The 14,370-nt window shown below is 69.3% G+C and carries 12 protein-coding genes; all 12 read right to left on the minus strand.

Annotated features, from left to right (window positions below; all coding sequences use genetic code 11):
• Positions 1-2: 2 nt before the first annotated feature.
• From QRN67_RS03285 to QRN67_RS03340, 12 genes are read right to left on the minus strand one after another with little or no spacing between them, the layout of a single operon-like run.
• Positions 3-1,508, minus strand: a complete 1,506-nt coding sequence (locus QRN67_RS03285) for a mannose-1-phosphate guanylyltransferase/mannose-6-phosphate isomerase (RefSeq protein ID WP_285410445.1) — start codon at positions 1,506-1,508, stop codon at positions 3-5.
• Positions 1,509-1,536: 28 nt separating this feature from the next.
• Positions 1,537-2,316 carry a response regulator transcription factor gene (locus tag QRN67_RS03290; RefSeq protein WP_081271558.1) on the minus strand — a complete coding sequence of 260 codons (780 nt, stop codon included), beginning with the start codon at positions 2,314-2,316 and terminating at the stop codon, positions 1,537-1,539.
• The gene (gene galE, locus QRN67_RS03295) at positions 2,309-3,415 is read right to left on the minus strand and encodes a UDP-glucose 4-epimerase GalE (RefSeq protein WP_285410446.1); all 1,107 of its coding nucleotides are present in this window, start codon (positions 3,413-3,415) and stop codon (positions 2,309-2,311) included. The genes QRN67_RS03290 and galE overlap by 8 nt, the downstream gene beginning before the upstream one ends.
• Before the next feature lie 32 nt (positions 3,416-3,447).
• Positions 3,448-4,680 (minus strand): glycosyltransferase WbuB, encoded by a 1,233-nt coding sequence (locus tag QRN67_RS03300; protein WP_285410447.1) that lies wholly within the window; start codon positions 4,678-4,680, stop codon positions 3,448-3,450.
• On the minus strand, positions 4,677-5,930 hold the full coding sequence (locus QRN67_RS03305) for a lipopolysaccharide biosynthesis protein (protein ID WP_285410449.1): 1,254 nt from the start codon (positions 5,928-5,930) through the stop codon (positions 4,677-4,679). The genes QRN67_RS03300 and QRN67_RS03305 overlap by 4 nt, the downstream gene beginning before the upstream one ends.
• Positions 5,931-5,953: 23 nt before the next feature.
• On the minus strand, positions 5,954-6,889 hold the full coding sequence (locus QRN67_RS03310; protein WP_285410450.1) for a hypothetical protein: 936 nt from the start codon (positions 6,887-6,889) through the stop codon (positions 5,954-5,956).
• Positions 6,890-6,924: 35 nt separating this feature from the next.
• Complete coding sequence (locus QRN67_RS03315; protein ID WP_285410452.1) at positions 6,925-7,866, minus strand: hypothetical protein; 942 nt, start codon at positions 7,864-7,866, stop codon at positions 6,925-6,927.
• On the minus strand, positions 7,863-8,963 hold the full coding sequence (locus tag QRN67_RS03320; protein ID WP_285410454.1) for a glycosyltransferase: 1,101 nt from the start codon (positions 8,961-8,963) through the stop codon (positions 7,863-7,865). The genes QRN67_RS03315 and QRN67_RS03320 overlap by 4 nt, the downstream gene beginning before the upstream one ends.
• Positions 8,960-10,297 carry a hypothetical protein gene (locus QRN67_RS03325; protein ID WP_081268277.1) on the minus strand — a complete coding sequence of 446 codons (1,338 nt, stop codon included), beginning with the start codon at positions 10,295-10,297 and terminating at the stop codon, positions 8,960-8,962. Before QRN67_RS03325 ends, QRN67_RS03320 begins: the two co-directional genes overlap by 4 nt.
• Positions 10,298-10,313: 16 nt before the next feature.
• Entirely contained in the window at positions 10,314-11,309 is a 996-nt protein-coding gene (locus QRN67_RS03330) for a GDP-L-fucose synthase family protein (RefSeq protein ID WP_285410456.1), read from the minus strand.
• A gap of 42 nt (positions 11,310-11,351) precedes the next feature.
• Entirely contained in the window at positions 11,352-12,053 is a 702-nt protein-coding gene (locus tag QRN67_RS03335; RefSeq protein ID WP_285410457.1) for a sugar transferase, read from the minus strand.
• The gene (locus QRN67_RS03340; protein WP_285410459.1) at positions 12,050-14,368 is read right to left on the minus strand and encodes a polysaccharide biosynthesis tyrosine autokinase; all 2,319 of its coding nucleotides are present in this window, start codon (positions 14,366-14,368) and stop codon (positions 12,050-12,052) included. The genes QRN67_RS03335 and QRN67_RS03340 overlap by 4 nt, the downstream gene beginning before the upstream one ends.
• Between the last annotated feature and the right edge of the window lie 2 nt (positions 14,369-14,370).

The following is a 14,370-nucleotide window of genomic DNA, read 5'->3' on the forward strand; positions in this document are numbered from 1 at the left end:
GCTCAGTGGTTCACGGGCGCGTGCAGCACCGCGGCCGCGCCCGAGCCCGCCGACGACACCGTCGGCGCCACCGCCGCGTCGGCCAGCGTGTGCACCGGCTCGCAGCGCCCGTAGGTGTCGTCGAAGCGCACGATGTCGTCTTCGCCCAGGTAGCCGCCGGTCTGCACCTCGATCACCTCGAGCATGGTCTTGCCCGGGTTCTCCAGCCGGTGGATGGCGCCCGAGGGCAGGTAGATCGACTCGTTCTCGCGCACCAGCGTCACTTCGCCGTTGCAGGTGGCGCGGGCCGTGCCCTTCACCACGATCCAGTGCTCGGCGCGATGGTGGTGCATCTGCAGCGACAGCTTGGCGCCCGGCTTCACGGTGAGCCGCTTCACCTGGAAGCGCTCGCCCATGTCGACGCTGTCGTAGGCGCCCCAGGGCCGCACCACGCGGCGGTGGTCGGTGGCCTCGGCGCAGCCTTCGAGCGCGAGCTTGCGCACCACGTCCGCCACCTGTTCGGCGCAGCCCGCGCCGGCCACCAGCACGGCGTCGGGCGTGTCCACGATGATCAGTCCGTCGGTTCCCAGCGCCACCACCGGCCGGTGCGGCGCATGGATGAAGGTGTTGCGCGCGTTCAGCGCGCTCGCCTTGCCGCTCAGCCGGTTGCCGTCGCCGTCGGGCATCTGCAGGCTCGCCACCGCGTTCCAGCTGCCGACGTCGCTCCAGCCGCCGTCGAACTTCACCACCGCGATGTCGTTGTGCTTCTCGAGCACCGCGTAGTCGATGCTGTCGGCGCGGCAGGTCGAGAAGGCCTCCGGCTCCAGCCGCAGGAAGCTGCCGTCGACCGACACCGCGGCCGCGGCGCGTTCGCAGGCGCGCAGTATGTCGGGCGCATGCGCGCGCAGCGCGGCGAGCAGCGTGCCGGCGCGAACCAGAAAGATGCCGGCGTTCCAGAAATAGCCGCCGTGCAGGATCAGCGTCTCGGCCACGCTCGCCGTCGGCTTCTCGACGAAGCGAACCACGGCCCGGCTGCGGCCGTCGGCCGATTCCGTTCCTGCCTCTATGTAGCCATAGGCGGTGCTGGGAAAACTGGGCGCCACGCCGAAGGTGACGATCTGCCCGGCCAGCGCCGCCGGGATGCCCTCGCGCACGGTCTGCGCGAACAGCGCCGCGTCGGGTATGTGGTGGTCGGCCGGCGCGAACAGCAGCAGGTCGCCGGGCTCGGCCAGCAGTGCCGCGCAAGCCATGGCCGCGGCCGTGTTGCGCGCCACCGGCTCCAGGATCTGCCGGCCCGTGACGCCCGCGCTCTCGACCGTTTCCTTCACCAGGAAGCGATGGTCTTCCGACGCGATGCAGGTGATGTCGCGGCTGAGGCCCGACAGCCGCTCCAGCGTGAGGTGCAGCAGGCTCTTGCCGCCGAGCAGCGGCGCGAACTGCTTGGGCAGCGCCTTGCGCGAAAGCGGCCACAGGCGGGTGCCGCTGCCGCCGCACAGGACCACGGGATGGATGGTGGAGGTGGTATTCATGATGGCGCGATATGGGTTGGTTGCCGGCTCAGATGAGCCCGGAGTAAGCCGCGTAGCTCACGGCCTGCGCACGCGAGTGCACGTGCAATTTCTTGTAGATGTTCTTGATATGCGCGTTGACCGTCTGGCCCGAGATGCCCAGCTGCACGCCGATCTCCTCGGTGACCTGGCCGCGCGCCACGCAGCGCAGGATTTCGCACTCGCGCGTGGTCAGCGTGGCCTCTCGCGTGGGCGGGTCGCCGGCCGGCGGCGGGCTGCCGGGCCGCGCGCTCAGGCGCGAGAGCAGGCGCCGCGCGAGCCGCGGCGTGATGGCCGCGCCGCCGTTCACCACCTGCAGCACCGCCTGCGCGAAGCTCTGCAGCCAGGCGTCCTTCAGCAGATAGCCGGTCGCGCCCAGTTCGAAGGCATGCATCACGTGCGTCTCGTCTTCCAGCGCGGAGATCACGATGATTTCGCAGCCGGGATGCTGCTTGCTGGCCTCGCGGATCAGCTCGAAGCCGGTGCCGTCCCCCAGCCGCAGGTCGACCATGAGCACGTCGAACTCGTGCGTGGCCAGCAGCCGGCGGCCGTCGCGCAGGCTGCCGCCCTGGCCCTCGAGCTGTATGCGCAGGTCCGACAGCAGTTCCTGCGCGATCACCCGACGCATGAAGCTGTCGTCGTCCACGAGCAGCACGCGCACCGGCGCGCCTTCCTGCCCGGTCAGGAAGCCCGGCCACAGCGGCTGGGTGGGAGGGCAGACGCCGCCCGGCGGATATCCGCTCCGGGCGTCGGCCTGCTCTTCTGGGGAGCGGTGTGCGTTGTCAGGCATTGGAGTGTCCGAGGTTGGAAGTTGCGTGAAAGATCTGCAGGTCGGCGCCCAGCCATGGCGGCTGCATCGGGGGCACCGGGTCGTCGAAACCGTGCGGGTTCGCGGCCTGCCAGCGCCAGCTGTCCGCGCACATCTGGTCGAGGTCGCGGCGCGCGCGCCAGCCCAGGCGGGCCTGTGCGTTGCGTGCGTCGGCCCAGTAGGCGGGGGCGTCGCCGGGCCGCCGCGGGCCGATGCGCAGCGCGATGCGCCGGCCGCTGGCGCGCTCGAAGGCGCACACCACCTCCAGCACCGAGGCGCCGCGGCCCGTGCCCAGGTTGGTCATGAGGATGCCGGGCTCGCGCGCCGCGTGGCGCAGCGCCGCCACATGGCCTTCGGCCACGTCCATCACGTGCACGTAGTCGCGCACGCCGGTGCCGTCGATGGTTTCGTAGTCGGCGCCATGCACCAGCAGGTATTCGCGCTCGCCCGCGGCCACCTGCGAGATGTAGGGCATGAGGTTGGCGGGCGGCCCGTGCGGGCGCTCGCCGAGCAGGCCGCTTTCGTGCGCGCCGACCGGGTTGAAATAGCGCAGGCAGGCAATGCCCCAGCGCGGATCGGCATGCGCGAGGTCGGCCAGCAGGTTTTCCACCATGGCCTTGCTGCGGCCGTAGGGGTTGACCGCCGCATACGGGGCGCTCTCCGGTATGGGGGAGTGCCGCGCGTCGCCATACACCGTGGCCGACGACGAGAACACCAGGGTGCGCACGCCGGCGCGGCCCATCGCCTGCACCAGTGCCAGCGTGCCGGCCAGGTTGACGTCGTAGTACGCCAGCGGGTCGGCCACCGATTCGCCCACAGCCTTCAGCCCCGCCAGGTGCACCACCGCCTCGATCGCATGCTCGGCGAACACCCGGTCCAGCGCAGCGCCGTCGCGCACATCGCAGCGCAGCAGCAGCGGCTGCAGGCCGGTGATGCAGCCCACCCGTTGCAGCGAACGCGCGTCGCTGTTGACCAGCGTGTCGAGCACCAGCGGCTGGTAGCCCGCCTCGATCAGCGCCACACAGGTGTGGCTGCCGATGAAGCCTGCACCACCGGTCACGAGTATCTTGGCGCGGGGCATGGTGTGGGCTCCTTGGCGTGGACAGCGTCGGCTCAGCCGGCGACGCAGCGAAGCAGTTCCTGCTCCAGGCGCTGCAGGATGGCGTCCTCGTCGAGCGCGGACTCGGCGAAACGGCGGCCGGCCGCACCCATCTGCTCGCGCAGTTCGGGCGACATGGCGAGTTGCTCGATGGCATCGGCCAGCGCGGCGGCGTCGCCGGGCTCGACCACCATGCCGCGCCCCTTCACCACGTTGCTCAGCTCGGTGCCGGCGTGCGCGGTCACCACCACGGCACGGCCGCTGGCGAGCATGCCGCCCAGCTTCGACGGCATGACCAGGTCGGCGGCGTCGGCGCGCTGGGGCAGCACGTGGATGTCGGCCATGCTCAGCAATTCGTTGAGCCGCTCGGCCGGCTGCAGCTCCAGGAAATGCACGTTGGCCAGGCTGGCGCAGGCGGCGTGCAGCGACTCGCGGCTCGGCCCGCTGCCTGCGAACACGAAATGGATGCTGCCGGAGCACACCAGCAGGCGCGCCGCCTCCGCCAGAAGCTCAATGCCCTGCTTGGTGCCCAGGCTGCCCGCGTACAGCACCACCACCGCGTCGTCGGGAATGCCGAGCGCGGGCCGGTAGCCGTAGGGCGCGACCGTGCGCGGCAACGGGTGAATGGCCTTCACGTCGACCCAGTTCGGAAACAGCACCACGCGGCTCTCGTCCACGCCCTTGCCACGGGCCTTCTCGATCATTGCGGCCGAGATGGTCGATACCCGGTCGAAGCGGCTCATCAGCCAGCGCTCGGCCGAGCGTGCGAAGCGCTGCGCGCGTTCGCCGCGCACGTGGCCCAGGCCGAAGGCGGCATCGACCTCGTAGTCCTGGATGTGCAGCCACGACTTGATGCCCCGCAGCCGCGCGAACAACAGCGCCGACGGCGCGCAGAACAGCGGCGGCTCGACCACGAACACCACGTCCGGCTTCCAGCGCCACTGCGCCAGCAGCACCGGCAAGCTCGACAGCATGAAGGAGAACAGATGCCCGAGCCGCGCCAGCGCGCGCGGCCGCGCGGGCACCCACAAGGGCGTGCGCCACACAGTCACGCCGTCCCAGTCGCTCTTGCGGTAGGTCCAGGCCGAGTAGCCGCGGTACACCGACCACTGCGGAAAGAACGGCGGCGCGGCAATCACGCGCACCTCGTGCCCCCTGGCATGCAGCCAGCGCGCCATCTCGCCCGAGTACTTGCCGATGCCGGTGAGCTCGGGCGCGAAGTTCATCGAGTACAGCAGGATCTTCATGGCGACCGCCTCAGCAGACGGACGATGGGGAAGAAGCCGAACTGCAGCCGCATGCGCGTCTCGTACAACGCGAAGTCGCTCAGGCAGGCGATGAAGAACACGTAGTGCGGCCGGCCCGGGAACAGCAGGATCACCGCGCCGTAGGACAGCAGTCGCAGCGCCACCTCGAGCAACGCCCAGCGCCCGAGCGAGCCCATGGAGGTCTTCAGCGACAGCACCATCTCGTGATGGATGGTGTAGGTGCGCAGCAGGAAATACGGCGCTATGCACAGGAAGATGGTGCGCGCCTGCTCGCCCATCTTGAGCAGCGGCGCGGCCACGGTGATCAGCCCCGCCAGCCCGACGAACAGCGCGCAGCCCAGCAGGAACGAATGGCGCGCCAGCTGCAGCTTCGAGGCCGCGAGCTTTTCCGGGTCGGCATCCATCATGGCCGTCGTCTTGGTGAACAGGAAGGCTTGCACGAACTGCGACGGCGCCTCCGCCAGCAGGAACGCGAGCTTGAAGGCGCCCACGTAGCTCAGCGGCATGAAGAAGGCCACGATCAGCAGGTCCGACTTGCGCAGCAGGAAGGTCAGCAGCGAATACACCGTGGCGCTGGCCTGCGATGCGAGCTCGAGCACGTGCCGCCCCCGCGGCGGCGCCGCGCTGCCGGGCGGGATGCAGATGGCCGCGCACACCACCACGAACGCGAACAGGTTGATGAGCAGCAGGTGCGCCACGTCCAGCTCGAAGCCCAGCGCGGCGCAGATGCCCACGCCCAGCACCAGGATGGTCGAGCGGATGCCGGCCTCCAGATTGAGCAGCCCCGCATGGCCGAGGCCGCGGCTGTAGGCCAGGCGCAGGCAGTTGAACGAGAACACCGCCAGCGTGACCACCACCAGCACGAAGGGCACGTCGGCCACCGGCAGCCTCTGCAGCGCCAGGATGACGACGATCAGCGCGGTGGCCAGCGGAAGCCCGAAGGCCAGCGTGCGCACCACGTCGCCCTGCGTCACGCCGGGCGGGACGGCCGCCGCGTTGCGCGAGAACAGCAGCGTGCTGCCCAGCGTGCCGACCACCAGCGCCACTTCCAGTACCGACTGGTAGATCGAGTATTCGCCGAAGCGCGCGGGCGACACGTTGGCCGCCATCAGGAAGATGGCGACGAAGCCCGACAGATAGACGTAGAGCCGCGAGACCAGCGCCCCCAGGCCGAGCAGGCGCGCCATGCGCGCGCCGGGCAATGCGAGTGAAGGGCTGAAGGGTTTCATGCGCGCGGCCTGTCCGGTTCGGGCTACTTGGCGGCCGGGGCGTTTGCGAGGCCGAGCGCGTCGAGGGTGCGGCGCACCCGCGTGGCCAGCCGGAACGCCTTGTTCTTGGCGCGCCGCGCCACCATCAGCGCGTAGGTCACGGCGGCCACGGTGCGCATGCGGCCGTGCAGCGCGTGCGGCATGGCCATCTTCGCGCTGCCCTGGAAATGCAGCGCCACCACGTTCGTCCGCCCGCCCGCCGCGGCCGTGAGCCACGGCCGGCCGTCGGCATAGGTGATGCGCTTGGCGCCGCCGCGGTAGCGGAACTCGTTCGCCAGGTGGTTGTGCGGGCTGTTGATGTTGTGGTCGATCACCGTGCCTTCGAGCACGCGGTTGATCGGGTCGTCATTGCCGCTGGCGCGCGCCCAGAGGTAGAGCAGCGTCATGTCGGACACGCCGCCGCGGATGCCGCGCGCCGCAAAGCGCGCCGCGATCTCGCGCAGCTTGCGCCGGCCCGATGGCGTGGTGTAGGTGTCGAGCACGAAGGCCACGAAGCGCCGCAGGCCGTTGGCGGTCCAGTAGCTCACGTGCGGCGAGACCTGGCAGGGGTTCCATCCGTCGGCGGGGCTGATGTAGGAGCCCGAGAAGTCCGCCTTGCCGGCAAGGCGTCGCACATGCTCGCCGATGCCCTTGAACAGCAGCACGTCGCTGTCGATCAGCACGAAGGCGCTGCAGCCGGGGTTGGCGGCCAGGTATTGCGCGAGCAGGAAGTAGCGCCGGAAGCAGATCCGCTCGAACTCCGGCGAGTTGCTCGACAGGTGCACGTAGGCATGGCGGAATCGTTCGTAGGCGGGGCCGGCGTCGGTGTCCGACAGCACCACGAGTTGTTCCTGCGCGAGCGCGGCGGACTCGCGGCACAGCGCGAGCGTGCGGTTCTGGCGGTCTTCGACCACGACGAAGGGGAGGGCGGTGTGGGTCATGTGTGACAGCGTGGGTGGAGGGTTGATGCGGCGCGTCAGGGCTTGCGGGCGGTGGCGCTCTTCACCAGCGCCACATGGGCGGGCAGGAAGCGTCCGTTGTTGTCCAGGGGCATGTCGAGCGTGAAGAGGCCGCGCGCCACGCGGGCCTCGCCGATCCAGTCGCGCAACTGCTGCGCGGTGAAGCGCGGCGCCGCCTCGCGGCCCCACGAGGGCGTGAGCGGCGTGAGCACGTGGAACACGAGCTCCGAAGGCGGCGGCGCGAAATGCGCGGGCGGCTGCATGTATTCGCCGGCCATGAGGTTCTGGCAGGGCGCGCTCTTGAGGCTGAAGCGCGCCTGTCCCTCGCCGGCATTGAACGCCAGCCAGCGGTTGGCCGCGCCGCTGCGCGCGGCGTCGCACAGCGTTTCCCAGCCCGCGGCCGAGATGCCCTGCGTGTTGTAGGTGCCGTCGAACCACCAGCCCTTGGCCAGCGGACCGTAGCGCTCCGACCAGTCGCGGATCACGCTCGACCACGCGGCGATGAAGCGCGCCGGCGGCGGCTCCTGTTCGGAAACGTCGCCCAGGCACTTCATCAGCGCGGGGTCGGCCTGCGGTGCGCGGAACGGCAGGTACAGGATCAGCGCGATGCCGCGTGCGCGCAATGCCTCGCCTATCTCCAGCGGCAGGTCGCGTGGCGGGCGGTTCCTGGCGGCGCCGGGGCACAGCACCTCGAGCGCGGAGTTCGGCGAGATGTACTGGCCGTTGTTCTGGCCCAGCGTGAGGATCAGGTGCGACGCACGCATCTGCGCCAACCCCGAGGCGAAGGCTTCCACGTCGAAGCTCTTGACCTGCGCGATGGACTGCTTGTCCGGCAGGTAGTGCACCATGACGCCGAAGCCGGGCACGGGTGCCTCGGCCTGTTGGGCAGTTTGCGCGGGCTGTGCCAGCGCAACCGATGCCGTGGCGCAAAGAAGCAGCAGGGCGGCGAGCGCTTTCATTGCACGGCCCTCGCCAGCGGAACGGCGGCGCGCTTGAGCGCCAGGTAGCGCGCGGCCACCGCGCCCGGCGCGCAGGCCTGGGCGTGCAGCCATGCGGGCCGCGTGCGCTCGTGCCGGGCCAGGTAGCGTGCGAGCCGGTAGGTGTCGCAGGAGGCGCTGCCCACGAAGAAGCCGTAGCCCGAGAACAGTTCGCGGTGCACCGGAATGTCCGACAGCAGCAGCGGCACGCCCAGCGTGGCGGCTTCGGCGGCCGAGAGATTGAAGCCCTCGAAGGTCGACAGCGAGATGAACGCCGTGGCGCCCGCGTAGAGCCGCACCAGCTCCTCACGCGACACCAGCCCGCGGTGGCGCACGCAGCCGCGCACCTCGGGCGCCAGCGCGGCGACCATGCGCTCCACCTCGGCCGCGCCGTTGCCGGTGATGTCCAGGAAGTCGACCAGGCCCGCGCGCTTCATGCGCTCGAACAGCGCGAGGATGCCGCTGAAGTTCTTGTGCGGGTAATAGTGGTAGGCCGCGATCAGGTAGCGCTCCTGCGCCTGTTCCGTTTCCGGCGCAGGAGCACGGACGGGCGCGCGCGGCGCGTCCACCGGGTTGAAGATCACCGAGGCATGCGCGCAGCGCGCGAAGTGCCGCTCGAAGTCATGCAGGCTGCTCTTGCTGATGAACACCGCGTTGGCCGCGCTGCGCGCGACGCGCCACAGGCTCCAGTCGAGCCACATGCGCTTTGCCCGGCTGAAGTACGCCGGGTAGGCCTTGTATTGGAGGTCGTGAACGATGACGACCGCGTCCGCGTGGCGCCCGAACAGCGTGAAGGGCAGGAAGTAGTTCGGGAACAGCGCGTACACGCGCTCGCCGGTCAGCAGCGCGCGGATGCGGTGGAAGTTGTAGAGCAGCGTTTCCAGCAGGAAACGGCTCACGCCGAACCGCCGCGCCGCTTCGTACAGGCGTGGATGCCGCTCGCTGACGGACTGCACGCTGTCCCCCTGCGACAGCCGCATGTTGCGCAGCAGCACCTCGGCAACGTTGAGCACGCCGCCGGACCTCGGGTTGAGGCGGATGGTGTCGTAGAACAGGTAGGTGGCCATGTGCTTGCTCACGGAGTCGGGAGGTCGTGGCGCACCGTGGGCGGCAGAGCACGCACGCGGCGCATGCGGCGGCTGCGCGCGCTCAGGGCGCCGGCGATCACCGCGGCGATGAGGCCCGAGGTGGCGAACGGGCCCCAGCCCAGGATCGGGCCGCGCATGAACGGCACGTAGGCCGACAGCAACACCAGCGCCGAGAGATAGCTGCCCGACAACGCGCGATGCGGATCGATCGCCCTGTCGACCAGCCGGAAGCCCGCGGAGATCGCGATGCCCAGCAGCAGCGGCCCCATCAGCCCGAAGTCGAAATAGGCCGTGGTGAACGGCGGCAGCGACAGGTTGCTCTGCGAGAAATTGCCCAGAATGGCCGACCAGCCGAGCGGATCGAAATCCGGAAACATCTTCAGGTCGCGCGGCAGGAAGAACGAGAAAGCCGACAGCAGGTAGCGGCCCCAGCCCAGGTCGGGAATGGGCGCGCGCTCCAGGATGCCCGCCACCACGAACATCGCGTCGAAGTCCTGGCTGAACGGAAAGGTCGTGAGCCCTTCGCCCCACATGCTGCCTCGCGAGAGCAGGTTCAGCACCGGCCCGAGCGCGGCGATGGCGCCGAAGATCAGCCCCGCCAGCGCCCAGCGCCAGTGCCGCTGCCGCGCCAGTGCATGGATGAAAAGCGGCAGCAGACCGATCAGCAGGATCTGCCGAGCCGTGTTGACCGGGTTGGCCGCCACCGCCGCCAGCGCCAGCGCCAGCCCCGCCGAGGCCCAGGCCCACGGCGTGCGCCGGCGGAACGCATGGATCGTGAGCGCCACGAAGCACATCAGCACCACCAGCTTGGGCAACGTGCTGTACACGATGAAGTCGACGGGAACGCTGTCGTCCTCGCCCGGCATGCCGCGCGCCACGAAGTTCAGGTCGGGCCGGATGAAGAGCGTCGCGAAGGCCGCGAACGAGCAGCTCAGCAGCAGCAGGAACGGGTGGGCCACGCCGACAGCGCGCGCATGGTGGAGGCCCGGCCGGTGCACCGGCGATTCGGGCATGCCGAAGCGCGCGGCCTCCACGCCGGCCATGTACAGCAGCAGCAGAACCAGCGCCTGCGTGTGCGAAGACGTGGTGAGCACGCCCGTTTCCCAGAAATCCACGTCGTTGGCGATCTGCATCGCCGGCGCCAGCGAGAAATAGGTCAGCAGGGTGGCGTAGTGGATCAGCAGGAACACGCTGCCGCCCGAAGAACCCAGCAGCGCGAGCTGCACCAGCGACAGCACGAACACCGCCGCATAGCCCCAGGCAGGATCGACCAGCCCGCACAGGAAGGCGCAGACGATGCCGGACCAGAAGGTGAGGGTTCTCATGGCGGGCTCGTACGGTTCAGGCGTGGGCGGCCGTGGGCGCCTGATCCGGCTCTTCGATGGGGCGGATGGCTTTCTGGTAGTCGGCGTAGGTGCGGCGCAGGCCCTCGGCCAGGGGCACGGTGGCATGCCATCCGAAGGTGGCGGCGCGCGAGACGTCGAGCAGCTTCCTTGGTGCGCCGTCGGGCTGCGCAAGGTCGTAGCGGATGCTGCCCGTGTAGCCGACCACGTCGCGGATCAGCTCGGTCAGCTCGGCGATGGAGACGTCTTCGCCGGTGCCCAGGTTGATGTGGCCGCGCATCGGGTCGGTGTGTTGCTCGTATTCGGCGCGCGAGAGGTTCATCACGTCCAGGCAGCCCGCCGCCATGTCGTCCACATAGAGGAACTCGCGGCGCGCACGGCCGCTGCCCCAGATGAGCACGCTGGGCGCATTGCTGATCTTGGCCAGGTGGAAGCGCTGGATCAGCGCCGGCACCACGTGGCTGTTTTCAAGGTGGTAGTTGTCGCCGGGCCCGTACAGGTTGGTCGGCATGACGCTGCGGTAGTCGATGCCGTGGGTGGCGCCGTACTGCCGGTTGTAGCTCTCGCACAGCTTGAGCCCCGCGATCTTGGCGATGGCATAGGGCTCGTTGGTCGGCTCGAGCTTGCCGTTGAGCAGGTACTCCTCGCGGATCGGCTGCTCGGCCATGCGCGGGTAGATGCAGCTGGAGCCCAGGAACAGCAGCCGCTTGACGCCCGCCAGGAAGGCCTGGTGCGTGACGTTGGTCGCGATCGTCAGGTTCTCGTAGATGAACTGCGCGGGGTAGGTCATGTTGGCGTGGATGCCGCCGACCTTGGCCGCCGCGAGGTAGACCTCGTCGATGTGCTCCGTCTGGAAGAAGCGCGCCACCGCGGCCTGGTCCAGGAGATCGAGTTCGGCGCGGGTTCGCGTCACTACTTCATGACCGAGTTCGCTCAGGCGCCTGGAAACCGCCTGACCCACCATGCCACGATGACCAGCAACAAAGGTACGCATAAAAGCTTTCGGTGAAGGGGTTGATGTTTGAAGGCGACTGCCCTAGCGCGAGCCACGCGCCCCGGCAACTACAGCGACGGTCTTCAGCAGAATCACGAGGTCCCGCGTCAGCGACAGCGTGGACACGTACTCCGCATCCATCGCCGCGCGCCTGCGGTAGCTCACCTCGTTGCGGCCGCTGATCTGCCACAGCCCGGTGATGCCGGGGCGCACCGCGCAGTAGTGGTCCCAGTAGTCCCCGTACAGCTCCTTCTGCGCGAACATGCAGGGCCGGGGGCCGACCATGCTCATGTCGCCCAGCAGCACGTTCCAGAACTGCGGGAACTCGTCGATGCTGTACTTGCGCAGGAAGGCGCCGAAGCGGGTGATGCGCGGGTCGTGCTCCAGCTTCTGGTACATGTCCCATTCGCGCCGCGCGCCCGGGTTCTCGCGCAGGTGGCGGGCCAGCACGGCGTCTGCGTCGGCCACCATCGAGCGGAACTTGAGGAAACGGAACACCTTGCCGTCCTTGCCGTAGCGCGGCTGCATGTAGATGGCCGGGCCGCCCGAGGTCATGAGCACGCCGAGCCATATCAATGCGTAGGCCCAGCCGAAGAAGACGAAGAACGAGCCCGCCATCGCGATGTCTGCTGCGCGCTTGGCCGCGCGCAGCCACGGGGCTCCGCCGATCGGTGCATAGACCGGTGTGTTGGCGGCCGCGCCGTGAGCGGGCTGCGGCGGCGTGTTGGATCGAAGAACGCTCATGCCGCGTGCTCCGGTTCGATCCGCTTGGGCATCACGGTGTCGGCATCGTTCAAGCTCAGCGCGCCGGCGGACTCGCGCCTGTAGGCGTCGTAGTAGCCGTAGCTGTAGCCGCGGTAGTGGCGCCGTGTGGTGTCGACCGCGTTGAACACCACGCCGTGGAAGGCCGCGCCCACATGGCCCAGGCGCTTGACGCTTTCGAGCAGCTCGCCGCTCTCGCTCTGGTCGGCGCGGGCCACCAGCAGCAGCGTGCCCATGCTCGGCGCCATCGCGGCGGTCTCGGAGGCCAGCAGGGCAGGCGGCGCGTCGACGATCACCACGTCGTAGCGGCTGGACAGCGTGGCCAGCGTCTGCGAGAAGACGTCGCTGGTCATCATGCCGGCGGGATCGGAGTGCAGCGTGCCCGACGTCATCACATCCAGGCGCGGCAGCACGTGGTAGTGAATGGCGCGGTCCAGCGGCACGCCGCCGGTGATCACGTCGGACAGCCCGTCCTTGCGCTGCAACCCGAACTCCTCGCTCAGGGTGCCGCGGCGCAGGTCGGCGTCGATCAGCAGCACGCGCTTGCCCGACGACGCCAGCAGCGTCGCGAAGTTGGAAGACACGAAGGTCTTGCCCGCGCCCGCGGTGGCGCTGGAGATGAGCACGCGGTTGTTGGGCGCGCCCAGCATCACGAACTTCAGCGCGGTGCGAAGCCGGCGCAGCCCCTCCAGCGCCGGGTCTTCGACATGCAGCGCCGCCAGCACCTTCACGCCCGGCTTGCCGCCGCGGATGGCGCGGTCGAGCACGCGCTGCTGGGTGCTCAGCGCGATGGTGCTGTACACGTTGAGCCCGGTGACGGCCTCGATCTCCTCGGGGCTGCCGATCGACTTCTTCAGCGTCTTGCGCAGCAGCGCCGTGGCCCCGCCCAAAAAGAGCCCGCCCGCCAGCGACAGCGCCATGACGATCAGCGCCTTCGGCCGCACCGGCTTCTCGGGCAGCAGCGCCTGGTCGAGCACGCGCACGTTGGCCACCTTGCCTTCCTTGGCCAGCCGCATCTGCAGCGAACTGTTCAGCAGCGTCGCGTAGAGGTCGGTGTTGACCTTGATGTCGCGCTGCATGCGCAGCGAGTTCTGCTGCAGCATCGGCATGCGGCGGATGCGCCCGTCGACCGCGCCCAGCTCCTTCTTGAGCGAGGCGATCTGCGAGTCCAGCGTCTGCACCGCCGGGTGCGCCGCGGTGAAGCGGCCCACCAAGTCCAGGCGCTTCTGCTTCGCGTCGAGCAGCTTGGCCTGCAGGTCGACGTTCTGCGACAGCGCGTTGCGGGCCTCGTCGTCCAGGCTGATGGTGCCGTTCTGGTTGCGGTACTGGTTGTAGCTGTCTTCCGACTGCTCCAGCTGGGTCTTGAACTTGGGCAGCTCGGTGCCAAGGAAGGCCAGCGCGCGCTCGGCCTGCACCGTCTTCTGGTCGATGTTCTGGCGCACGTACAGGCGCGAGACTTCATTGAGCACGTCGGCCAGCTGGCCGCGGTCCTCGGCCTGCATGCTGACGTCCATCACGCCCGACTGCTTGCCTTTCTCGACCACCCGCAGGTCTTTCTGCAGGCCCAGCAGGGTGAGCTGCTTGGAGTTGCGCACCAGCTCGAAGGCGCCGCCGGGCTCGGCCTCGAAGGAGCCGACCAGCAGGTGCAGCGTGCCGCCCGGCACCGCCGCGTCCAGCGGCACGCCGACCTTGCCCTGCAGCGGGGCCTCCAGGCCGGAGTTGGTGAGCGTGTAGTTGCCGCCGGCCTCCGCCGTCAGCAGGAACTTCTTGCCTTCGAAGGCCGGTGGCACGTCCATCTGCGCAACGGCGATGCGCTCGGTGCCCGAGACATAGTCGCCCATGCCGAAGACGCCCGGGGAAGACAGCCGGCTCGAATGCCGCGCCAGGAACTCGCCCACCACCGGGATGTAGCGCGGCCTGGCGCTGATGTAGAGCCTGGTGTTCTCCATGGCCTGGCCCAGCACCATGCGCGAGCGCAGGATCTCGGTCTCGCCGGCGACCGGCGTCTTCGAGGCGATGCCGGCGCCTCCGGTGGCGTCACCGGGGAAGTTGCCGCCCGAGCGGTCCGAGTCTTCCACCTGGATCAGGATGTTGGCCTCGTAGACCCTGGGTCCGAACAGTGCATAGCAGGCACCCGCCAGCAGCGCCAGCGCCGTGAGTCCGGCAATGAGCCAGCGGCTGTCGATGAGGATGTCCAGGTATTCCTGGAACCGGGATTCCCGGACCCAGGAAGCCTCGACCATGGGCATGGGGGTGCCCGCCGGAGCGGGAAGCGAAGGTTGCCAACGCGCGTTCATGG

This window comes from Variovorax sp. efr-133-TYG-130 (genome assembly GCF_030208835.1).
Lineage (GTDB): Bacteria > Pseudomonadota > Gammaproteobacteria > Burkholderiales > Burkholderiaceae_C > Variovorax.